Source organism: Mycobacterium paraense, from assembly GCF_002101815.1.
Taxonomy (GTDB): Bacteria; Actinomycetota; Actinomycetes; order Mycobacteriales; family Mycobacteriaceae; genus Mycobacterium; species Mycobacterium paraense.
Map to the genome: position 1 here is coordinate 16,351 of NZ_LQPM01000015.1, position 20,327 is coordinate 36,677.

The 20,327-nt window shown below is 71.3% G+C and carries 23 protein-coding genes; 17 read left to right on the forward strand and 6 right to left on the reverse strand.

Translation table 11 applies throughout. The features are described 5' to 3' along the window. The first annotated feature begins 274 nt into the window (after nt 1–274). The 10 genes from AWB89_RS15160 (at nt 275) to AWB89_RS15205 (ending at nt 8,704) form a co-directional block, all read left to right on the forward strand. A complete protein-coding gene (locus AWB89_RS15160; RefSeq protein WP_085174753.1) occupies nt 275–1,303 on the forward strand; it encodes a polyprenyl synthetase family protein in 1,029 nt (342 codons plus the stop codon). Beyond that, nucleotides 1,300–2,802, forward strand: a complete 1,503-nt coding sequence (gene crtI / locus AWB89_RS15165) for a phytoene desaturase family protein (RefSeq protein WP_085174787.1) — start codon at nt 1,300–1,302, stop codon at nt 2,800–2,802. Before AWB89_RS15160 ends, crtI begins: the two co-directional genes overlap by 4 nt. Next, nucleotides 2,799–3,731: a phytoene/squalene synthase family protein gene (locus AWB89_RS15170; RefSeq protein WP_085174755.1), complete on the forward strand. Its 933-nt coding sequence runs from the start codon at nt 2,799–2,801 to the stop codon at nt 3,729–3,731. The genes crtI and AWB89_RS15170 overlap by 4 nt, the downstream gene beginning before the upstream one ends. Next, nucleotides 3,728–4,051, forward strand: coding sequence for a lycopene cyclase domain-containing protein (locus tag AWB89_RS15175; RefSeq protein WP_085093887.1), 324 nt, complete (start codon nt 3,728–3,730; stop codon nt 4,049–4,051). Before AWB89_RS15170 ends, AWB89_RS15175 begins: the two co-directional genes overlap by 4 nt. Further along, nucleotides 4,048–4,359, forward strand: coding sequence for a lycopene cyclase domain-containing protein (locus AWB89_RS15180; RefSeq protein ID WP_085174757.1), 312 nt, complete (start codon nt 4,048–4,050; stop codon nt 4,357–4,359). Before AWB89_RS15175 ends, AWB89_RS15180 begins: the two co-directional genes overlap by 4 nt. Beyond that, nucleotides 4,346–5,071, forward strand: coding sequence for a class I SAM-dependent methyltransferase (locus AWB89_RS15185; protein ID WP_085174759.1), 726 nt, complete (start codon nt 4,346–4,348; stop codon nt 5,069–5,071). Before AWB89_RS15180 ends, AWB89_RS15185 begins: the two co-directional genes overlap by 14 nt. Beyond that, a complete protein-coding gene (locus tag AWB89_RS15190; RefSeq protein ID WP_085174761.1) occupies nt 5,068–6,588 on the forward strand; it encodes an FAD-dependent oxidoreductase in 1,521 nt (506 codons plus the stop codon). Before AWB89_RS15185 ends, AWB89_RS15190 begins: the two co-directional genes overlap by 4 nt. Then, nucleotides 6,585–7,577, forward strand: coding sequence for a Rieske (2Fe-2S) protein (locus AWB89_RS15195; RefSeq protein ID WP_085174763.1), 993 nt, complete (start codon nt 6,585–6,587; stop codon nt 7,575–7,577). The genes AWB89_RS15190 and AWB89_RS15195 overlap by 4 nt, the downstream gene beginning before the upstream one ends. A gap of 44 nt (nt 7,578–7,621) precedes the next feature. Next, the gene (locus tag AWB89_RS15200) at nt 7,622–8,062 is read left to right on the forward strand and encodes a DUF2784 domain-containing protein (protein WP_085174765.1); all 441 of its coding nucleotides are present in this window, start codon (nt 7,622–7,624) and stop codon (nt 8,060–8,062) included. 141 nt (nt 8,063–8,203) lie between these two features. Continuing rightward, on the forward strand, nt 8,204–8,704 hold the full coding sequence (locus AWB89_RS15205; protein WP_085093801.1) for a MarR family winged helix-turn-helix transcriptional regulator: 501 nt from the start codon (nt 8,204–8,206) through the stop codon (nt 8,702–8,704). Here AWB89_RS15205 and AWB89_RS15210 read toward each other — a convergent pair. From AWB89_RS15210 to AWB89_RS15225, 4 genes are read right to left on the reverse strand one after another with little or no spacing between them, the layout of a single operon-like run. Next, nucleotides 8,669–9,916 (reverse strand): glycosyltransferase, encoded by a 1,248-nt coding sequence (locus AWB89_RS15210; protein WP_085174767.1) that lies wholly within the window; start codon nt 9,914–9,916, stop codon nt 8,669–8,671. The genes AWB89_RS15205 and AWB89_RS15210 overlap by 36 nt on opposite strands. Before the next feature lie 12 nt (nt 9,917–9,928). Continuing rightward, nucleotides 9,929–10,975 (reverse strand): type 2 isopentenyl-diphosphate Delta-isomerase, encoded by a 1,047-nt coding sequence (fni, locus tag AWB89_RS15215; protein WP_085174769.1) that lies wholly within the window; start codon nt 10,973–10,975, stop codon nt 9,929–9,931. Then, nucleotides 10,972–11,475, reverse strand: coding sequence for a TspO/MBR family protein (locus AWB89_RS15220; protein ID WP_085093885.1), 504 nt, complete (start codon nt 11,473–11,475; stop codon nt 10,972–10,974). The genes fni and AWB89_RS15220 overlap by 4 nt, the downstream gene beginning before the upstream one ends. Before the next feature lie 2 nt (nt 11,476–11,477). Further along, complete coding sequence (locus AWB89_RS15225; protein ID WP_085093883.1) at nt 11,478–12,056, reverse strand: SOUL family heme-binding protein; 579 nt, start codon at nt 12,054–12,056, stop codon at nt 11,478–11,480. 212 nt (nt 12,057–12,268) lie between these two features. On the opposite strand from AWB89_RS15225, the gene AWB89_RS15230 reads away from it, so the two are divergent. Further along, complete coding sequence (locus tag AWB89_RS15230; RefSeq protein WP_085174771.1) at nt 12,269–14,503, forward strand: MMPL family transporter; 2,235 nt, start codon at nt 12,269–12,271, stop codon at nt 14,501–14,503. Here the strand turns inward: AWB89_RS15230 and AWB89_RS15235 are convergent. Next, entirely contained in the window at nt 14,454–14,936 is a 483-nt protein-coding gene (locus AWB89_RS15235; RefSeq protein WP_085174773.1) for a MarR family winged helix-turn-helix transcriptional regulator, read from the reverse strand. The two genes, AWB89_RS15230 and AWB89_RS15235, sit on opposite strands and share 50 nt — an antisense overlap. 64 nt (nt 14,937–15,000) lie before the next feature. Here AWB89_RS15235 and AWB89_RS15240 point away from each other — a divergent pair, with 64 nt between their 5' ends. The 4 genes from AWB89_RS15240 (at nt 15,001) to AWB89_RS15255 (ending at nt 17,646) form a co-directional block, all read left to right on the forward strand. Beyond that, nucleotides 15,001–15,213 (forward strand): hypothetical protein, encoded by a 213-nt coding sequence (locus AWB89_RS15240; protein ID WP_085093791.1) that lies wholly within the window; start codon nt 15,001–15,003, stop codon nt 15,211–15,213. Next, nucleotides 15,210–15,689, forward strand: a complete 480-nt coding sequence (locus AWB89_RS15245; protein WP_085093789.1) for a TspO/MBR family protein — start codon at nt 15,210–15,212, stop codon at nt 15,687–15,689. The genes AWB89_RS15240 and AWB89_RS15245 overlap by 4 nt, the downstream gene beginning before the upstream one ends. A gap of 3 nt (nt 15,690–15,692) precedes the next feature. Continuing rightward, a complete protein-coding gene (locus AWB89_RS15250) occupies nt 15,693–17,024 on the forward strand; it encodes a cryptochrome/photolyase family protein (RefSeq protein ID WP_085174775.1) in 1,332 nt (443 codons plus the stop codon). Between the two features lie 79 nt (nt 17,025–17,103). Beyond that, the gene (locus tag AWB89_RS15255; protein ID WP_085174777.1) at nt 17,104–17,646 is read left to right on the forward strand and encodes an anti-apoptotic protein; all 543 of its coding nucleotides are present in this window, start codon (nt 17,104–17,106) and stop codon (nt 17,644–17,646) included. A 6-nt stretch (nt 17,647–17,652) separates the two neighbouring features. Here the strand turns inward: AWB89_RS15255 and AWB89_RS15260 are convergent, their stop codons facing one another. Continuing rightward, nucleotides 17,653–18,390, reverse strand: coding sequence for an acyltransferase (locus AWB89_RS15260; protein ID WP_077099016.1), 738 nt, complete (start codon nt 18,388–18,390; stop codon nt 17,653–17,655). 87 nt (nt 18,391–18,477) lie between these two features. Between AWB89_RS15260 and AWB89_RS15265 the strand changes: the two genes are divergently transcribed. Beyond that, nucleotides 18,478–19,800, forward strand: a complete 1,323-nt coding sequence (locus AWB89_RS15265; RefSeq protein WP_085174779.1) for an outer membrane protein assembly factor BamB family protein — start codon at nt 18,478–18,480, stop codon at nt 19,798–19,800. Continuing rightward, nucleotides 19,797–20,132 (forward strand): hypothetical protein, encoded by a 336-nt coding sequence (locus AWB89_RS15270; RefSeq protein WP_085174781.1) that lies wholly within the window; start codon nt 19,797–19,799, stop codon nt 20,130–20,132. The genes AWB89_RS15265 and AWB89_RS15270 overlap by 4 nt, the downstream gene beginning before the upstream one ends. Nucleotides 20,133–20,327: the final 195 nt, after the last annotated feature.

A 20,327-nucleotide genomic window follows, 5' to 3' on the forward strand; every position in this document is an offset into this window, starting at 1 on the left:
GATCATTCAGTAAGTTAATGTTTCAATAATTTAACCGAGCGTGCCGGGCGGCGGGCCGACCAGGCACATCGGCGATCGGGCAGTGTTTGTTTTCTCGTCAAAGGGGTACCAACGCGTGAATCCGAGCCGTTCGACTCAGCGGCTGACCGACCCTGCGAGGGAGGCTTCGGTGGGAGCTGTGCACGCGTTCCCGGGTGTGCGCCTTACCGAAGCCACCCGCTGCGGCCCGGCCGCCCTTCCGCATCCCGATCAATTGGACGCCTGGCGAGCCGGTATGCGGCAGGCGGTGCTGTCCCGCGTCGTCGAGTTCGTCGCCGACCGCTGCGCCGACGCGCTGGGCCCGTGCGGCGTCGACGTGGCGAGCGACATCCTGATGGAGTTCCTCAACGGCGGCAAGTGCCTGCGGTCGACGTTCATGTATCTGGGCTGGCTGTGCGGCGAACCGCCCAGCGACGCGGCGCTGTCGGCGACGGCCAGCCTCGAGTTGCTGCACGCGTTCGCGCTCCTGCAGGACGACGTCATGGACGAGTCGGCCTCGCGACGGGGCCGCCCCGCCGCGCACGTCCAATTCGCGGCGTGGCATCGCCGGCGCGGGCTGTCCGGCTCGTCGCGCCGGTTCGGCGAGTCGTCGGCCGTCCTGCTCGGCGACCTGTGCTTGATCTGGGCCGAGCAAATGCTGCGCGACAGCGGCCTCACGCACCACCAGTTGCACCGCGCGTGGCCACGCTACGACGCCATGCGCACCGAGCTGGCGGTGGGCCAATTCGCCGATCTGGCAACCGATGTGCGCGATCTGCCCACGCTGGAGGCCGTGCTGGCGGTGGCCCGGCGCAAGTCGGGCAACTATACCGTGCGCCGGCCGCTGGAGATCGGCGCCGCGATGGCCGGCTGCGACGAGCGGGTGCTGGCGGCGCTCGGCGCCTACGGCTCGGCCATCGGCGAAGCCTTCCAGCTGCGCGACGACGTGCTCGGCATCTTCGGATCCCCCACGGCGACCGGCAAACCCACCAACGACCTGATCGAGCGCAAGGCCACCAGCGTGGTGGTGGCCGCCCATCAGCTGGCCGACCCCGCGACGCGGCTGCAGTTCCGGGAACTGATGACCACCGACCGGCTCGACGAGCCCGCCCTCGACCGCTGGCGAAACCTGATCCTGGCCACCGGGGCCGTGCACTTCATCGAAGAACTGATCGCCGAGCGTGTCGATGAAGCGGTGAACGCGTTGGATCGCTTCATCTTTGGCGATCACCTGACCGCCGCGCTCGTCGACATGGCGGGCCTGTGCGCGCGGCGGGCCGCATGAACGCCGACCGCGTCGTCGTGGTCGGGGCGGGATTCGCGGGCCTCGCGGCCGCGCTGCATCTGGCCGGCCGCGGCCGCGAAGTCACGGTGGTGGAGCGCGAGCCGTGGCCCGGCGGGCGGGCGGGCCGGCGCGACATCGACGGCTACCACCTCGACACCGGCCCGACGGTGCTCACGATGCCGGACATCATCGACGAGGCGTTCGCCGCCGTGGGCGAAAGCTCCTCGGAACGGCTCGAACTGCTGCCGGTGGACCCGGCCTACCGGGCGATGTTCGCCGACGGCAGCGCCATCGACGTCCACACCGACGCCGACCGGATGGCCGAGGCGGTGCGCGACTTCGCCGGCGCCGACCAGGCCGACGGTTACCGGCGGTTGCGCGATTGGCTGGACCGGTTGTACCGCACCGAATTCGACGGTTTCATCGCGGCGAACTTCGACTCCCCGCTGTCGCTGCTGAACGGCCGGCTGGCCAGGCTGACCGCGCTCGGCGGGTTCCGCCGGTGGGACACGATGGTCCGGCGCCACGTCAGCGACCCGCGGTTGCGCCGGGTGTTCACCTTCCAGTCGCTGTACGCCGGAGTCGCGCCGCAGCACGCCCTGGCGGTCTATGCGGTGATCGCCTACATGGACACCGTGGCCGGCGTGTTCTTCCCGCGCGGCGGCGTGCGCGCGCTGCCCGACGCGCTGGCGGCCGCCGCGGCCGGCGCCGGGGTGCAGTTCCGTTACGGGGCAACGGTCACCGAGCTGGAGCGCAGCGGCGACCGGATCACCGCCGTCCATACGCATGCCGAGCGGATCGCCTGCGACGCGGTGGTCCTGACGACCGAGCTGCCGCAGACCTACCGCCTGCTGGGCCGGCGGCCGCGACGGCTGCTGCGGCCGCGCGCGGCGCCGTCGGCGGTGGTGCTGCACGTGGGCTGCCGCGCCGTGCCGTCGCAAAGCGCCCATCACACCATCCTTTTCGGCTCCGCGTGGGAGCAGACGTTCGACGACATCATCCGCCGCGGCCGGCTCATGGCGGACCCGTCGTTGCTGGTCACCCGGCCGACGGCCGGCGACGCGAGCCTGGCCCCCGCCGGCCGCGACCTGCTGTACGTGCTGGCTCCGGCCCCGAACCTGTCCCGCGGCGACATCGACTGGTCGCGCATCGGCGGCGCGTACGCCGATTCGCTGCTCGGGGTCGTGCAGGACAGGCTGCTGCCCGGCCTGCGCGACGGCGCCCGCCTGTTGCACGTCGACACCCCGGCCGACTGGGCCCGCCAGGGCATGGCGGCCGGCACGCCGTTTGCGCTGGCCCACACGTTCGCCCAGACCGGGCCGTTCCGGCCCGCCAACACCGTGCGCGGCATCGAGAACGCGGTGCTGGCCGGGTCGTCGACGCTGCCGGGCGTGGGCGTGCCGACCACCCTGATCTCCGGGCGATTGGCCGCCGACCGCATCACCGGGACGGCCGGCCGGACAACCGCAACCGTGGACCTGAAGGCGGGATCGCGATGATCCGCACCGAGCTGGACTCCGCCGGGATCTCCGACCCGCGGCTGCGCGCCGCATATCGGAGCTGCCGGCGGATCGCCGCCGAACACGGCCGCACCTATTTCCTCGCCACACGCCTGCTCGCCCCCGACCAGCGCCCGGCGGTGCACGCGCTGTACGGCTTCGCCCGCCACGCCGACGACATCCTCGACGAACTCGACCCGACGCTGGACGTCGCCGCGCGGGCCACCAGGCTGCGGCGGCTGTCGGACCGCTTCTTCGCCGGCGGCGACCACGACGACGAGCCCGTCCTCGCCGCGGTCGACGACACCGTGCGCCGCTACGCGATCCCCGCGGACCTGTTCGAGGACTTCCTGGAATCCATGCGCATGGACCTCACCGTCACCGACTATCCGGACCGCGCAGCGCTGGGCCGCTACATGCGCGGCTCCGCGGAAGTCATTGGCCTGCAGATGCTTCCGATCCTGGGCACCGCGGGACCCGCCGACGAGGCGGCCCCGTACGCGGCGGCGCTCGGCCGCGCGTTTCAGCTCACCAACTTCCTGCGGGACATCGACGAGGACCTGGCCCGCAACCGGATCTACCTGCCGGCCGACGAACTCGCCGCGTTCGGCGTCGACCGCGAGCTGATGCTGTGGTGTCACGCGCACCGGCGCACCGACGCCCGGGTGCGGGCGGCGCTGGCGGCCCAGCACGACATCACCCGGGAGATCTACCGCTTCGCGGCCGCGGGCATCTCGATGCTCGCCCCGCGTTCCCGGCCGTGCGTGGCGACCGCGTTGACGCTGTACTCCGAGATCCTGGATTGCATTGAGGACAGCGACTTCTCGGTGTTCACCCGGCGGGCGACCGTCGGGAACGCGCGGCGGCTCCGGGTCGCCGGTGGCGCGCTGCTGCAGTCGTGGCGGGCCCGCAAGAGGGGTGCGGCGTGACCGACCGGTGGCAGTACCTGATCCTGCTCGGCCTGTGCCTGGCGATCACGGCGCCGCTGGAGCTGTTCGGCGCGGGCGTCTACCGCCGGCCGCGCCGGCTCGCGCGAGCCGTGCTGCCGGTGGCCGCGCTGTTTTTGGTCTGGGACGCGGTGGCGATCGGCGCCGGGGTGTGGACGTACAACGGCGACTACATCACCGGCCTGCACCTCCCGTTCGGGGTGCCCATCGAGGAGGTGCTGTTCTTCCTGGTGATTCCGCTGTGCGGCCTGCTGACCTTCAACGCCGTCAGCGCCATCCTCGATCGGAGCAGGCGCCGGTGATGGGGCTGGGGTACACCGTTCCGGCGATCGCGTCGGTCCTGGCGGTGTGCGCGCTGGAGTTCGCGCTGTTGCGCACCGGGTTGTTCCGGCGGCCGGCCTACTGGGTGTCGATGGCCATCGTGCTGGGCTTTCAGATACCGGTCGACGGCTGGCTGACCAAACGCAGCGCCCCGATCGTGATCTACAACCAGCGCCAGACCAGCGCCGTGCGGTTTCCCTTCGACATCCCCGTCGAGGACTTCCTGTTCGGCTTCGCGCTGGTCACCGCCGTGCTGTTGCTGTGGGAGCGGCACCGTGCGGGTCGCTAAGGCGGGCCTGCCCCGCGGCGACGTGCCCGGCGCCTTCGACGGGGGCGCGGCGGCGTACGACCGGCTGGTCGGCGCCAACCCGTCCTACCACGCCAACCTCGCCCTGTCGGCGCGCCGCATGGCGCTGCCCGCACGGGGCCGGGGCCTGCGGTTGCTCGACGCGGGCTGCGGCACCGGCGCGTCGACGGCCGCGCTGCTGGCGGTGGCGCCGGAGGCGCAGATCGTCGCGGTGGACGCCGCGAACGGAATGCTCGACGCCGCGCGGGCGAAGGCGTGGCCGCCGTCGGTCCGGTTCGTGCACGCGCGCGTCGAGGAACTGGACGAGCACGGCGTCACCGGGCCGTTCGACGGCATCCTCGCCGCCTACCTGCTGCGCAACCTCGCGGACCCGGACGCACAGCTGCGCGCCTTTCGCGGCATGCTTCGCCCCGGCGGCACGCTGGCCCTGCACGAGTACTCGGTGCGCGATTCGGCTGCCGCGACCGCCATTTGGCACGCGGTGTGCTGGGGCATCATCATCCCCTCCGGGTGGTGGCGCACCCGCGACACCACGTTGTACCGGCATCTGTGGCGCAGCGTCCTCGCGTTCGACGGGGCTGCCCGGTTGCGGCGGCGGGTGGGTGACGCCGGGTTCACCGGGGTGCGCAGCGCCACCATGCCGGGCTGGGAACGCAACGTCGTGCACACCTTCCTGGGCGAGGCCCCGCGATGACCGACCGCCGCCGCCGCATCCACCCGGCAACGCCGGGCCTGCCCGACGCGGGCGCGCTCTCGTCGCCGCCCCGCGCGGTGGTCGTCGGCGCAGGAATCGCGGGCCTGACGGCCGCCACCGCGCTCGCCGAACGCGGCGTCGCCGTGGACCTGGTCGAACGCGAGGACTACCTCGGCGGCCGAGTGGGCGGCTGGACCGAACACCACGACGGCGCCGAACTCGCGATGAACCGCGGGTTCCACGCCTTCTTCCGCCAGTACTACAACCTGCGGGCCCTGCTGCGAAGGGTCGACCCGCAGCTGCGCATGCTCGCACCCGTCGACGACTACCCGCTGATCGACGGCGCCGGCCGGCGCGACAGCTTCCGCGGGCTGCCCCGCACCCCGCCGTGGAACGCGTTGGCGTTCGCGTTGCGCAGCCCGACGTTTCGGCTCGGCGACCTGGCGCGCATCAACGCCCGGGCCGCGGCGCCGCTGGCGGCGGTGTCGGTGCCCGACATCTATCGCCGGCTCGACCACGTCGACGCCGAAACCTTCCTGAAGAGCATCAACTTTCCCGAATCCGCGCGCCACCTCGCGTTCGAGGTGTTCTCGCGCAGCTTCTTCGCCGAGCCGGCGCAGCTGTCCGCCGCAGAGCTGGCGACCATGTTCCACATCTACTTCCTGGGCTCCAGCGAGGGCCTGATCTTCGACGTCGCCACCGCCAACTTCGATGCGGCCCTGTGGAATCCGCTCGGCGGCTACCTCCAGGAGCGGGGTGTTCGGATGCACCTGGGCGCCCGCGTGTCCGGCGTGAGCCCCGGCGGCGCGAAAGCCCTTCGCGTCCAGACAGATTCGGGTGAGCACATCGACGCGGACGCGGTCGTCCTGGCGCTCGACGTCGGCGGCCTGCAGCGGGTCGTGGGGTCCTCGCCCCGGCTGGGCGACGACGCGTGGCGCGCCCGGATCGGGCGGCTGCGCACCGCGCCGCCGTTCGTGGTGCACCGGCTCTGGCTCGACCGGCCGGTCGAATCGCACCGGACCGCGTTCCTCGGCACGGCGGGCCACGAGCCGGTCGACAACATCAGCGTCCTCGAGCGTTACGAACGCGACGCCGCCGCGTGGGCACGGCGGCACGGTGGATCCGTCGTCGAATTGCACTCGTACGCGGCCGGTTCCGAGTCAACCGCCGGCGCGGCGATCGCCCGGCTGCACGAGCTGTATCCCGAAACCGCTGCGGCGCGCGTGGTGTGCGAGCGCGAACTGCGCCGCAGCGACTGCCCGCTGTTCGCCCCCGGGACCTATCTGCAACGCCCGGCGGTCGCCACGCCGCACCCGGGGCTGGTGCTGGCCGGCGACGGCATCCGCGTCGACCTGCCGGTGGCGCTGATGGAACGCGCGGCCACCACCGGGTGGTCGGCCGCCAACCGGCTGCTGGCGTCCTGGGGTCTGGCCGGCCACGAACTGTGCACGGTCCCCACCCGCGGGCGCTCGGCGCTGCTGCGGTCGCTGGCCGAGCGCCAGGGGCGGCGGCGATGAGCGTCCTCGACCGCTTGCGCCGGCGGTCCAAAGACTGGCCCGTCGGCGTCATTCCGCGCGGCTCGTGGACGCAGCAGCGCCCGACCTATCGCGACGCGCAGCCGGCGATCATCAACGCCGCGCTGGAACGCTCCCAGCGCCGGCCGACCGGGAACTGGTACGTGTTCGCCGCGAGCCGCGACGTGCGCGTCGGTCGCCCCTACGGCGCGCGGGTCGGCGGCGTCGACGTGGTCGCCTGGCGCGACAGGCACCGCCGGCTGCGGGTCGGTCCCGCCAGCTGTCCCCACCTGGGCGCCGACCTCGCGACGGGGCTGGTGCGCGGCGGCGTCCTGTACTGCCGGTGGCACGGGCTGGCCGTCGACGGCGAGACGTGCGAATTGCGTTGGCGGCCTTACCCCAGCCACGACGACGGCGTGCTGGCGTGGGTGCGCCTCGACGCCGTCGGCGGGGAGGCCCCGCTGGACGAGCCGGTGATCGCGCCGAGGCCGTCGGGGCAGACCCTGGCCGCGGTCACCAGCCTGGTCGGTCACTGCGAACCGGCCGACGTCGTCGCCAACCGGCTCGATCCCTGGCACGGCGCGTGGTTCCACCCCTACTCGTTCACCCGGCTCGACGTGCTCACCACCCCCACCGAGGACGACGACCGGTTTCTGGTCTCGGTCACCTTCCGGATGGGCCGCTTCGGCGTGCCCGTCATCGCCGAATTCACCACCCCCGAGGCCCGCACCGTCGTGATGCGCATCATCGAGGGCGAGGGAACCGGCAGCGTCGTCGAAACCCACGCCACCCCAACAGGTTTGGGCCCCGACGGCCGGCCCCGCGTCGCCGTCATCGAGGCGACCGTCGCAACGTCGCAACGGCCGGGGTTCAAAACCGCACGCCGCGCCGGCCCGCTGATCACACCGCTGATGCGCCACGCGGCCGCCCGGTTGTGGCGTGACGATATCGCCTACGCGGAGCGCCGCTACCGCCGTCGCACGGGTGGCTAACATGGACGTGCCGCAGCTGCCAGCACCGGAAGTCCGAACCAGCGATGAAGAAGGCCCATTTCGCCGTCGTGGTCGTCAGCGTGGGTGCGCACTTCGCCTACCTGCTCTACCTGCCCAGTGGCGGCTTCCTGGCGCTGCGCTGGCCGCGGACCATCTGGCTGCACCTGGCGAGCGTGTGCTGGGGCGTGGCGGTCGTGACGCTGCCGGTGCCGTGTCCGCTGACCTCCCTGGAAGATTGGGCCCGCGCGCGGGCCGGCATGCAGCCGCTGCCCTCGACCGGGTTCGTCGACCGGTACGTCGAAGGCGTCCTCTATCCCCCGGGCCGCACCGGCGCCGCGCAGGCGCTGGCCTTCATCGCGGCCGCCCTGTCGTGGGTCGCGCTGGCCGCACGGCGCGGGTCCCACCCGCCACTTCCGTCGCTGTCCGGAAGGACTCGCCGTCGTGCCCGCCTCACAGCGACAACGCGGCCCGTCCCCGCACGCTAGCGGCTCGGCTTGTCGCTGTGAGGCGGGCACAAAGGGTGCCGCCTCCAGGCGGAGGCCAACGCGGCGGAAGTGACTGATGATCCGGACGCGCGGCAGGCGCGCTAGGTCCCGGATGAGCGCACGGATACGCTGTGGGGTCTGATGAGCAAGCGCCGCGCACCGGAACCACCGCCCGCCCGGGCCGAGCTGGAGAGGCAGCTGTCGGCCGACATGCGGGCGATCACTGCGCAATCGGACCGCATCGGCCGCCACTTCGCGCGCACGAACGAGGTCGGCAGCAGCGATTTCCACGCCCTTTTGCACATCATGGTCAGCGAAACGGCGGGAAAGCCGTTGACCCTGGCCCAACTGCGCCAGCGCATGGACGTGTCGCCGGCGGCGATCACCTACCTCGTCGATCGGATGATCGAAGCAGGCCACATTCGGCGCGAACCGGATCCCGACGACCGCCGGAAGTGGCTGCTGCGCTACGAGGAAAGCGGAATGACGTTGGCGCACGCCTTCTTCAGGCCGCTCGGCATCCATCTCAGCAAGGCGATGGCGGATTTGAGCGACAAGGACCTTCTCGCCGCTCATCGGGTTTTCTCGGCGATGATCGCGGCGATGTCATCGTTCGAGGATGAGCTCGAATCTTCGCGGTAGGCGCTCCTCGACCAGGTCGGCACCGCGGGCCACCCCGCCGGTCGCGGCGAATCCGGCGGCCACCCGGCGGGCGCCGTCGGCCATGGTGATCGCCTCGCGCACCGCGGCGCGCAGGCGCGCGGCGGTCAGCCGCCTCGCCGGCAGGCGGGTGCCGCAGCGGGCCACCTGCACGCGGCGCGCGACCTCGGCCTGATCGCGGGCGAAGGGCACCGCGCACACCGGGACGCCGCGGTCCAGCGCCTTGACGGTGGTACCCATCCCGCCGTGGGTGACGGCACAGATCGCACGGTCGAGCACCGCACCGTGGCTGACAAACCGGCACACCGTGGCGTTGGGGTTCCGCGGCAGCCCCGCCGGCACCCCCGCCGGGAAGGTCGCGACGACGTGGACGGGCTCATCGGCCAACGCCTGCAGGGCGATTCGGCCCAGGTTCGCGTCGGCCTGCGCGAGGGAAGACGTGCCGACCAACACGATCGGCCGGTCGATCGCGGCGAGCCAATCCGGCACACTCGCGGGCCCCGGCTCGAATTCGCACGCCCCGACGAAATGCACGTCGCGCCAATCGGGATGCGGGTATTCGAAGGGCTCGCCGCCGACCGCCAGCAGCAGCGGGGCACGGCGCATCAGCCCGTCCACCGACGTCACGGGCGGCACCTCCAGTCCCGCACGCAGGGCATTGATCCGCGGCACGATCCGGCGATCGAAGAGCCAGCCGACGAACGGCCGCATCGACGCGTCGCGGACGGTCCCGATCGGGCCGGGCAGCGGCCGCAGCCCGGGGCCGAAGGGCGGCGCGGCCCGCGACCTCAGGTAGGGCGTGAACGGCGAAAAGACCAGCCAGGGAACACCGCTGGCCTCGGCGGCCGACATCGCGCCCCAGCAGTTGGCGTCGACGATCACCGCGTCGGGCCGAACCCCCGCCAGCGCGCCGCGCAGGTCGTCGACCTCGATCACCGCCCGCCGGCACAACACGTCGATCGTCGTCTTGAGCACCCCTAACGCGTTGGGCGCCAGCCAATCCCGGCCGGTGACGGCCTCGATCCGCGGGTCGACCGCCTCGGTGTGGACACCCGCCGCGCGCATGGCGGGCACCCCGCCGGCCAGGGTGCGCAGGTGAACCTGGTGGCCGCGCCCGCGCAGCTCGGCCAGCAACGCGCCCAGGGGAAACAGGTGGCCCAGCGCGGGCGACCCGTAAGCCAGAATCACAGCCATGCGCCCTCGCTCTTACGAAATGGGCGTCACGCCAACGTCTCGCAGGGCCCCCAGGTCGGCCGCCCCGCACCCGTGCAGGCAGATGCGGAGCTCGTCGACGAATCGCTGCAGCCAGGCCGTCGCGGCCTCGGCCGACTCGATCGCCGCCGGCAACAACGGCCGGGCGACGGCCACCACGTCGGCGCCCAGGGCCAGCGCCTTGGCCGCGTCCATCCCGGTCCGGATCCCACCCGAGGCGACCAGCGGGATGTCCGGCAGCGCCGCGCGCACCTCCCCGATCGCCTGCGCGGTCGGGATGCCCCAGTCGGCCAGGTCGGGGTAGCGCAGTTCGCCGTAGCGGACCAATTGCTCGACGCGCGACCACGAGGTTCCGCCGGCGCCGGCCACGTCGATGGCCGCCACCGGCGGCTCACCGGACCAGCGCAGCAATTCGCCGATCGCGGCGGCGCCGATCCCGTGCCCGACCTCCTTGAGCAGCACCGGGTACCCCAGCGCGCCGGCCAGGTCGTGCAACCTGTCCAGCGACCCGGCGAAGTCGGTGTCGCCGTGGTGCTGGACGGCCTCCTGGAGCGGGTTCGTGTGCACCGCAAGCGCATTCGCCCCCACCCGGTCGAGCGCCCGAATGATGTCCGGCACCGCGTCCTTGGTCAGCTGGGACAGGCCGATGTTGCCGAACAGCAGCACGTCGGGCGCCACGTCGCGCACGGCGAAGCTGGCGGCGGCCCGCTCCCCCAGCGCGCTGTCGAGCATCACCCGCTGCGAGCCGAGCATCATGCCGATGCCGAGCCGTTGCGCCGCGCCGGCCAGATTTCGGTTGATGGTGCCCGACAGCTCCGCCCCGCCGGTCATGGCGCCGATCAGAACGGGCGCCCGCAACCGCGCGCCGAGGAACTCGGTGCCCAGGTCGATGTCGTCCAGGCTGGTCTGGGTCAGGGCGTTGTAGGGCAGGGCATAACGTTCCAGGCCGGTGGTCAGGCCGCGGTACTCCACCTCGCCGTCGAGGCACACGTCGATGTGGCGGCGCTTGCGCCTGCTCATCTCGCCGCGATCGGCCGTCATGGCGCGTCGGTCCCGCGCCGGCGGTTCAGTAGCCAGATGTGGGTGGACAGCACGAACGCGAAGGCGCACCAGGCGGGATAGAGCCACAGCCACGCGGCTCGCCCACCGCGGACGGCGATGGCGCGCCGGGCCAGGTCGGCGCTGCTCGCGGTCAGCGCGGCGTTCACCGCGACCGCTGCCGCCAGGTGGCGCCGGTTGAAGAACACCCACGACCAGCTGGCATTCAGCAGCAGATTGGCCGCCAGCGCCCGCAGGTAGGAGCGGGCCGCCGGCGCGTTGCCGGCGTCGCGGAGCCGGTCGAAGGTGGCCGCCGACACCGCCGCGATATCGGCATACAACACCGGCCAGACGACAGGAAACGCCGAGCGCGGGGGCTGATAGGCGGGTTTGCGCAGTTGCCGGTACCACGCCGACTGACTGGACGGCCGGGTCGCCAGGCCGCCCACCGTTGCCGTTGCGGCCACCGCCACGGCGCTGGGGATGAACGTTGACGCGCGCAGGGTCATGGGACCGGCGCCACCGGCACGGCAATCTCGTTGCGGCGCAGGGCCGGAACCGTCCACGGCGGATCGTAGAACCAGGCCTCCGGCGTATCGACGGCCTCGAAACCGGTCTCGCGCAAGGTGGTCATCAGCTCGGCGGTGTGCGCGGCAATCGCGCGGCGGCTGCGGCTACCCGTGAACCGGTGTACCGCAATCGTCTCGGGCGGCACGGCCACCAGCCTGACGTCACCGTCATCCGGTTCGGGCAGCGAGTCCAGCGTCTTGTCGGCGGGCATGAAGAACCGGATCACCCACCGGCGGTCCCCCGCCGCCTCCTGCGCCACCGGCGCGGTCATCGCGATCTTCTCGTGCACGCGGTTGCCGCCGAAGATGTAGCGGGCAAGACGGCGAAAGCCGGTGTTGCGGGCGGACTCCTCGCCGGCGGTGACGGTCGTCTCAGCGGCGACCCGGGCGCCGTAGCGGCGGAGTTCGACGTCGCGGCTCAGCTTCTCGGCGCTGTAGTCCGGCTCCTTGGTGCCGTGCCGGTAACCGACCACCGAGCCCGCCGCGTCGATGACCTGCCCCAACGCAGCTCCCATCAACCCGAACACATCGCCACCTCGTTCCTTCGCTGTGTCGTTAGGTGGTACCCAGGCCGTCGCCGGGCAACCGTCAGCCTAGCGGAAATCCGAGATTTAGTTAAGTACTTGAATGGTTAAGATACTTAAACTATGCTCGGGGTGGCGCGCGGGCGGCCCACAGCGCTGCCGGGCTCGGCCATCGCGGCCGCGGACACTGCAGAGGGTTGTGCATGCTAGCGCGATTGGCCCGAGTCGCCGTCACCGCGCCACGACGGATCGTCGCAAGCACGGTCCTGTTCGTGATCCTTGCCGCCGTGTTCGGCATACCCGCCGCGAGCACCCTCTCGCCCGGCGGATTCCTCGACCCGGCCTCCGAATCGGCCCGCGCCGCCGCGACGCTCGCCGAAAAGTTCGGCCAGGGTGACATGGACCTGGTGCTGTTGGTCAGTTCGGCAACCGGCGCCCACGACGGGCCCGCCCGAGCCGTCGGCACGGACATCGCCCGGCAGCTTTCCCAGTCCCCCTTCGTGTCGCACGTGACATCGCCCTGGGGCGCGCCCCCTTCCCCCGCAGCGTTCAGCGCCGACGGCAAGACCGCGATGATCCTCGTCGCGCTCCAGGGCGACGAAAACAGCGCGCCCAAGCACGCCCGGACGCTGGCGGAACGGTTCGCCCACGACCATCAGGGGGTCGCGGTACAAGCGGGCGGCTCGGCGCTGGTCTACGAACAAGTGAACCAGCAGACCCAAAGTGACCTCCTGCGAATGGAACTCATCGCGATACCGCTGAGTTTCCTTGCGCTGGTGTGGGTCTTCGGCGGGCTGCTGGCGGCGGCGCTGCCCGTGGCCGTCGGTGGGGTCGCGATCCTGGGTTCGCTCGCGGTGTTGCGCGCGATCGCGCTGATCACCAACGTGTCGATCTTCGCCCTCAACGTGACGGTGGCGCTGGGATTCGCCCTGGCCGTCGACTACACCTTGCTGATCGTCAGCCGATACCGCGACGAAGTGGCCGCGGGGTCCGGCCGCGACGAGGCGCTGGCGAAGACCGTGACGACCGCCGGCCGCACCGTGCTGTTTTCGGCGGTCACGGTCGCCCTCGCGCTGGCCGCGACGGCGCTGTTCCCGATGTACTTCCTCAAGTCCTTCGCCTATGCCGGGACGGCAGTGGTCGCATTCGCCGCCGTGGCGGCGGTGGTGGTGGCCCCGGCCGCGCTCGTGTTGATCGGAGACCGCCTCGACGCGCTCGACATTCGCAAACTGGGCCGTCCGCCGCTCGGCCGCCCGGCACCGCCGCAGCCGACGTTGCAACGCAGCTTCTGGTACCGGACGGCGAGGCTGGTGATGCGGCACGCGATTCCGGTTGGCTTGGCGCTCACCGCTTTTCTGCTCGCGCTGGGCGCACCGTTCCTCGGTGTGCGATGGGGCTATCCCGACGACCGGGTGCTGCCGGCGTCGGCGTCCGCGCGGGCCGTCAGCGACCGGATCCGCGGCGAATTCCGCACCACATCCGAGACCAGGGTCGTCCTGCCCGACGCGCCCGGCGTCGGCACCGCGGAGCTGGATGACTACGCCACGCGGTTGTCCCTCGTGGCCGACGTCGCGGCGGTGTCGACGCCCACCGGGACCTTCGTCGCGGGCCAGCGCGCCGGGCCGCCCTCGGGCGCCGGCGAAATGGCGGCCGGCGGCGCCTACCTGACCATCGAGAGCAGCGCCCCCCTCTACAGCCGAGCGTCCGAGGTCCAATTGGCCCGCCTGCACGGGATCGCACCGCCGGGCGGTCAGGCGGCGCTGTTCACCGGGATGGCGCAGACGAATCGTGATTGCGTGAACGGCATTACGTCGCGGCTGCCCTTCGTGTTCGGTTTCATCGCGGTCGTGACCGTGGTGCTGCTCTTCCTCCTCACCGGCAGCATGCTCCTTCCGATCAAGGCGGTAGCGCTCAACGTGCTGTCGCTGACCGCGGTGTTCGGCGCCCTGGTGTGGCTCTTCCAGGACGGCCACCTCGGCGCGGTGGGCACCACGTCGACCGGCACGCTGGCGGTGAACGTCCCGGTTCTGATGTTCTGCATCGCGTTCGGGCTGTCGATGGATTACGAGGTGTTCCTGCTGGCCCGGATACGCGAGTATTGGCTGGATTCCCCCCGGACCCGCGCGGCCAACGACGAAAGCATCGCCCTGGGGCTTGCCCGCACCGGCAGGGTGATCACCGCCGCGGCGCTGCTGATGTCGATCTCGTTCGCTGCGCTGATCTCGGCCGGGGTGTCGTTCATGCGCATGTTCGGATTGGGCCTGACCGTCGCGGTGTTGGTGGACGCCACGCTGGTGCGGATGCTGCTGGTGCCCGCCTTCATGCATGTGCTGGGCGGCCTGAACTGGTGGGCGCCGCAGCCGCTGGCGAGATGGCACCGCCGGACGTTCAGTCGGCCGAACCCAATTCACTCTGGAAGTGGCGCATCGCGGCGATGAGGGCGGTGAAGACCCGGTGCGCCGCGGCCAAATCGGCGTCGGACAGCTCGTCGAGCGCGGCGCGGGTGTGCATCCCCAGCGGGTTGAAGAACGAGCGGGCGGTGTCCAGCCCGGGATCCGAGTAGCGCAGGATGACCTTTCGGCGATCCTCGGCGTGGGTGTCGCGCCGGATGTGGCCGGAGTTAATCATCCGCTCGACGAGGTAGGTGATCGCCGCCGCGGACAAACCCATTCGCTGGCGCAACTCCCCCGAGGTCAGCGGGGCGCCCGCCGTTTCGGCCACCAGGATGTGCAGCAGGGCGCGAAAGTCGCTGGGACCCAACCGATGCACCGCGGCGAAGACGCGCCCCAACTGGTCGGATTCGGCGGTGAGGGCGCGCGCGTCGGCTGCGATCAGGGCCTCGAGCCGCACCCGTTCGGTGGTGGCTTCCATCAGAATCGCAGCATACCGCGCCAAGCCGGGGATTGTTAACTTGATTAATGGTTAAGCGACTGAAATGCTTGGTGTCGTGATCTGGGACGCTGTCGCCGCTGCCGTGACGGGCCGGCGGTCGTGGCTGCCCGGATTGCCGGCGGTGCTGCTGGGTATTGGCCTCATGGTGGTCGTCGGCGGGAACGCGGCGGCGAGCCGGGCTCCGCTGTTCGCCCTTGTCGGGGACCGCATCTGGTGGCCCGCCGACCCGACCCGACCGGAAGGAAGCCGACCGTGAAACCCTCGACCCTCGCCGCAACCACCGTCGCCGTCGCGACGGCCGCCGGCGCCGGCAGCATCGCCAACCCGATGCGGGTGCCCGCCTGGTACTCGCGGCTTCGCAAGCCGCCGTACCAGCCGCCCGGCGCCGCGTTCCCCCTGGTGTGGACCACCCTCTACGCCGACATCGCGGCGACGTCCGCGGTGGCCCTCGACCGGTTCCGCGCCACCGGGCGAGACGACGAGGCGCGCCGCTACGCCGCGGCGCTGGGTGTGAATCTCGCGTTGAACGCCGGATGGAGCTGGCTGTTCTTCCGGTATCACCAGCTCGGCGCCGCCGCGCTGGGCGCCGCGGCGCTGACGGCGAGCAGTGCCGACCTCGCGCGCCGCGCCGCGCGGGCCGACCGGCGGGCAGGGGCGGCGCTCTCCCCCTACCCGGTGTGGTGTGCCTTTGCCACCGCCCTGGCCACCCATGTGTGGCGGCTCAACCGCTGAATCATGCCGACGCTGTTGTGGTTTCGCCGCGATCTGCGGTTACAGGATCATCCCGCCCTGGCCGCGGCCGCCCGAGGCGACGGGGAAGTGCTCGCCTGCTTCGTCGTCGATCCGCGGCTGGAGGCGTCGTCGGGCCGGCGCCGGCTGCAATTCCTGGGTGATTCGCTGCGCCGGCTGCGCGACGACCTGGACGGCCGGCTGCTGGTGACGCGCGGGCGGCCCGAGACGCAGATCCCGCGCCTCGCCGAGGAGATCGCCGCCTCGGCGGTGCACGTCTCGGAGGATTTCGCGCCGTACGGGGTGCGCCGCGACGAAAAGGTCCGCGCGGCACTGGATTCCGTGCCGTTGGTGGCGACGGGCTCGCCGTACCTGGTCTCGCCCGGGCGCGTGGTGAAAAAGGACGGCTCCCCCTACCGGGTGTTCACCCCGTTCCTGCACGAGTGGCGCGACGTCGGCTGGCGGGCGCCGGCGAAGTCGGGCGCCGCCGCCGCGCGCTGGCTCGACCCGTCGAGGCTGCGGATCGAACCCTGCGAGATACCCGATCCCGGCGCGGCGCTCGACGTGGCCGCCGGTGAGGCGGCGGCGCGCAAGCAGTGGAAGGCGTTCGTGGACAACGGATTAGCCCGCTACTCCCACGACCGGGACCGGCCCGACCTGGCGGGCACCAGCAGGATGTCGGCGCACCTGAAGTTCGGGTCCATCCATCCCCGCACGCTGGCCGCCGACCTCGACCTGCGCGGCGCGGGCGCGCAAGCCTTCTTGCGGGAGTTGGCCTTTCGCGATTTCTACGCCGACGTCCTGCACCACTGGCCGGCCAGCGCCTGGCACAACTGGAACAGCCAGTTCGACGGCATCCGCACCGACACGGGCCCGGATGCCGAGCGCCGCTTCGCGGCCTGGAAGGCGGGCCAGACCGGATTTCCGTTCGTCGACGCCGGGATGCGTCAGCTTCGCGAAACCGGCTTCGTGCACAACCGGGTGCGCATGATCGTCGCGTCGTTTCTGGTCAAGGACCTTCACCTGCCGTGGCAGTGGGGCGCCGCATGGTTTTTGGATCAGCTCGTCGACGGCGACATGGCCAACAACCAGCACGGCTGGCAGTGGTGCGCCGGCTCCGGTACCGACGCCGCGCCGTATTTCCGGGTCTTCAACCCGATCGGGCAGGGCGAGCGGTTCGATCCGGCGGGCGATTACATCCGGCGCTGGGTGCCCGAGTTGCGCTCGGCCAACGACGCGCACCTGCGCAAAGGGGAACGGCCGCAGGGATACCCGGCGCCGATCGTCGACCATGGCGCCGAGCGCGCCGAGGCGCTGCGCCGCTACCAGAGCATCTGAGCGATTTCCGCTACCCGAAGCTAGTTGGCATGCAATTATCAGCCGACTCACAGTTGTCGACTCGCCCTCGGGAGGCGCCATGGCTCGCTCGATCGTCCGGACGTTGTTGGTTGCGGGTGGCGCCACGGCGCTGATGGCCGGCGTCGGCGCCTGTTCGTGCTCGGTCACGTCGAAGCAGGCCGTGAGCAAGAGCGACGTCGCGGGCCAGATCACCGCGAAGATGACCGACGCGGCCGGCAACAAGCCCGAGTCGGTGACGTGCCCGGACGACCTGGCCGCCAAGGTCGGGGCGCAGCTGAACTGCACGATGAAGGTCAAGGACCAGACCTTCAACGTGAACGTGACGGTCACCAGCGTCAACGGCAACGACGTCAAGTTCGACATGGTGGAGACCGTCGACAAGAACCAGGTGGCCGGCATCCTCAGCAAGAAGCTGACCCAGCAGGTGGGCCGCAAGCCCGACTCGGTGACGTGCCCGGACAACCTGAAGGGCGTCGTGGGCGCCACGCTGCGGTGCGAATTGTCCGACTCCGGCGAGAAGTACGGCATCTCGGTGACCGTCACCAGCGTCGACGCCGGCGATGTCAGCTTCGACTACAAGGTCGACGACCACGCCGCGTGAAGCGGGCTAGCGGGCCGCCTTCTTGCGTTCGATGTCGGCCAGGGCGGCCGCGAGTTCGGCGCGCTGCGCCGCCGAGCTCTCCCACGACAGCTGCCGGTTCTTGACCACCTTGGCCGGGGCGCCGACCGCGATCGAGTAGTCGGGGATGACGCCGCGGACCACCGCGTGCGACCCGAGCACGCAGCCGCGCCCGATGGACGTGCCGCGCAGGATCGTCACCTTGACCCCCACCCAGGTGTCGGGTCCGATCCGGACCGGCGACTTGACGATGCCCTGGTCCTTGATCGGCAGGTTGATGTCGTCCATGCGGTGGTCGAAATCGCAGACGTAGCACCAGTCCGCCATCAACACCGAGTCGCCGAGCTCGATGTCGAGATAGGTGTTGATGACGTTGTCGCGGCCCAGCACCACCTTGTCGCCGAACCGCAGCGAGCCCTCGTGCGCGCGGATGGTGTTCTTGTCCCCGATGTGCACCCAGCGGCCGATCTCCAGCTCGGACAGTTCGGGCGTCGCGTGGATCTCGACGCCCTTGCCCAAGAACACCATCCCCCGGGTGATGATGTGCGGGTTGGCCAGCTTGAACTTCAGCAGCCGCCAGTACCGCACCAGGTACCACGGGGTGTAGGCGCGGTTGGCCAGCACCCACTTCAGCGAGGCCAGCGTGAGGAACTTGGCCTGGCGAGGGTCCCGCAGGTTCGATCCACGCCAGCGGCGGTGAAGCGGAGCATTCCACATGCTCGTCATGGCCGAAAAGCCTATCGGAGCCGCCACGGGTTACCCTCACCTGTACTCGATCGCTGCCGCTCGCCGAGAAGGAGTTGGAAACCCGAGGTGCTTGCCCGACATCTCCTGCGTGGGCTTCGGCGTTGGTCGTGTGCGGCGCTGGCGGCCGCGCTCCCCATCGGGCTCGGCGGCTGCGGCAACACCGACTCGTGGGTCGACGCCTCGCCCGCGCAGGGCTGGCCCGCGCAATACGGCGACGCCGCCAACAGCAGCTACACCGCGACCGGCGGCGCGACCAAGCTGTCGCTGCAGTGGACGCGATCGGTCAAGGGCAGCCTGGCCGCCGGGCCCGCGCTGAGCGCGCGCGGCTATCTCGCCCTCAACGCCCAGACCTCCGCCGGGTGTTCGCTGATGGAATGGCAGAACGACGACAACGGCCGCCAGCGCTGGTGCGTCCGGCTCGCCCAGGGCGGGGGGTTCGCCGGCCCCTTGTTCGACGGCTTCGACAACCTCTACGTCGGCCAACCGGGGGCCTTCCTGTCGTTCCCGGTGACCCAGTGGACGCGGTGGCGGCAGCCGGTGATCGGAATGCCCACCACCCCAAGGTTTCTCGGGCACAGCCAGTTGCTCGTCGCGACGCATCTGGGGCAGGTGCTGGTCTTCGACTCCCACCGCGGTGAGGTGGTCGGCAGCCCGCTCGATCTGGTGGACGGCGTCGACCCGACGGACGCCGCCCGCGGGTTGGCCGATTGCGCCCCGGCGCGCCCGGGCTGCCCGGTCGCGGGCGCCCCGGCCTACTCGGCGGGCAACGGGATCGTCGTGCTGGGCGTCTGGCAGCCGGGCGCTCCGGCGGCGGGGCTGGTCGGGCTGAAGTACCACGCGGGCCAGTCCCCGCTGTTGAGCCGGGAATGGACCAGCGACGCCGTGGGCGCGGGCGTCATCGCCAGCCCGGTGCTGTCCGCCGACGGGTCGACCGTCTACGTCAACGGCCGCGACCAACGGCTGTGGGCGTTGCACGCCGCCGACGGGAAGGTGAAGTGGTCGGCGCCGCTGGGCTTTTTGGCTCAGACGCCGCCCGCGGTCACCCCGCAGGGGCTGATCGTGTCGGGCGGCGGCCCGGACACGCGGCTCGCGGCGTTCAAGGACGCCGGGGATCACGCCGACGCGGCCTGGCGCCGCGACGACGTGACGCCGCTGTCGTCGTCGAGCCTGGCGGGCGGCGGTGTGGGCTATGCGGTGGTCGGCGGTCCGGCCGCCGACGGCGCACCGGGCATGTCGGTGCTGGTCTTCGACCCCACCAACGGTCACACCGTGGCCGGCTATCCGCTGCCGGCGGCTACCGGCTACCCCGTCGGCGTGGCGGTCGGCAACGATCGCCGGGTGGTCGCCACCACCAGCGACGGCCAGGTCTACAGCTTCGCGCCGGCATGACCACGCGCCGCCCGGCCGACGTCGCCGCGACCATCGTCCTGCTCATCGTCCACGGCGCCCTGCTGGGGGCGACGGTGGTGCTGCTGGGCCTGTTCGTCATGGTCACCGACCCGTGCGGCTCGGTGCGCTGCGGCGATCCCGCCTGGATCGACCGCGCCATGATGCTGGGGGTGTGGGTCGGCGTCGCCGTCCTGATCGCCGACCTGGCCGTCGCCGTCTACCTGCTCGCGAAGCGCCGTACCGCCTTTTTCGTCCCGATCATCGGTTGCGTGGCGCAGGTCGCGCTGGCGGTCGGCGCCGCGGCGATGGAGTGGCTGGCCGGCCCCGTCTGAGTCCGGGACGCATCGAGTGTGAATTCCCGGCTTCGACTGTGCGCCTGGGGCGAAGCTCATCGGCGTGTCGCGGCCCAGGATTCACACGCAAAACCCTGGGCGCACATTAGGCGCTAGATGTACTCGGTCAGGACGTTGGTAGCAGGCGTGTCGGCTTGATGTGAGGAGAACCCCCGGGTGGGGTGTGGCTTGTCT

Bases quoted from the DNA above. Each gene is read 5' to 3' on its own strand.
- AWB89_RS15160 (WP_085174753.1), top strand. From the start codon at position 275: ATGCGGCAGGCGGTGCTGTCCCGCGTCGTCGAGTTCGTCGCCGACCGC.
- crtI (WP_085174787.1), top strand. From the start codon at position 1,300: ATGAACGCCGACCGCGTCGTCGTGGTCGGGGCGGGATTCGCGGGCCTC.
- AWB89_RS15170 (WP_085174755.1), top strand. From the start codon at position 2,799: ATGATCCGCACCGAGCTGGACTCCGCCGGGATCTCCGACCCGCGGCTG.
- AWB89_RS15190 (WP_085174761.1), top strand. From the start codon at position 5,068: ATGACCGACCGCCGCCGCCGCATCCACCCGGCAACGCCGGGCCTGCCC.
- AWB89_RS15195 (WP_085174763.1), top strand. From the start codon at position 6,585: ATGAGCGTCCTCGACCGCTTGCGCCGGCGGTCCAAAGACTGGCCCGTC.
- AWB89_RS15200 (WP_085174765.1), top strand. From the start codon at position 7,622: ATGAAGAAGGCCCATTTCGCCGTCGTGGTCGTCAGCGTGGGTGCGCAC.
- AWB89_RS15205 (WP_085093801.1), top strand. From the start codon at position 8,204: ATGAGCAAGCGCCGCGCACCGGAACCACCGCCCGCCCGGGCCGAGCTG.
- AWB89_RS15210 (WP_085174767.1), bottom strand. From the start codon at position 9,916: ATGGCTGTGATTCTGGCTTACGGGTCGCCCGCGCTGGGCCACCTGTTT.
- fni (WP_085174769.1), bottom strand. From the start codon at position 10,975: ATGACGGCCGATCGCGGCGAGATGAGCAGGCGCAAGCGCCGCCACATC.
- AWB89_RS15225 (WP_085093883.1), bottom strand. From the start codon at position 12,056: ATGGGAGCTGCGTTGGGGCAGGTCATCGACGCGGCGGGCTCGGTGGTC.
- AWB89_RS15230 (WP_085174771.1), top strand. From the start codon at position 12,269: ATGCTAGCGCGATTGGCCCGAGTCGCCGTCACCGCGCCACGACGGATC.
- AWB89_RS15235 (WP_085174773.1), bottom strand. From the start codon at position 14,936: ATGGAAGCCACCACCGAACGGGTGCGGCTCGAGGCCCTGATCGCAGCC.
- AWB89_RS15240 (WP_085093791.1), top strand. From the start codon at position 15,001: ATGCTTGGTGTCGTGATCTGGGACGCTGTCGCCGCTGCCGTGACGGGC.
- AWB89_RS15250 (WP_085174775.1), top strand. From the start codon at position 15,693: ATGCCGACGCTGTTGTGGTTTCGCCGCGATCTGCGGTTACAGGATCAT.
- AWB89_RS15255 (WP_085174777.1), top strand. From the start codon at position 17,104: ATGGCTCGCTCGATCGTCCGGACGTTGTTGGTTGCGGGTGGCGCCACG.
- AWB89_RS15260 (WP_077099016.1), bottom strand. From the start codon at position 18,390: ATGACGAGCATGTGGAATGCTCCGCTTCACCGCCGCTGGCGTGGATCG.
- AWB89_RS15270 (WP_085174781.1), top strand. From the start codon at position 19,797: ATGACCACGCGCCGCCCGGCCGACGTCGCCGCGACCATCGTCCTGCTC.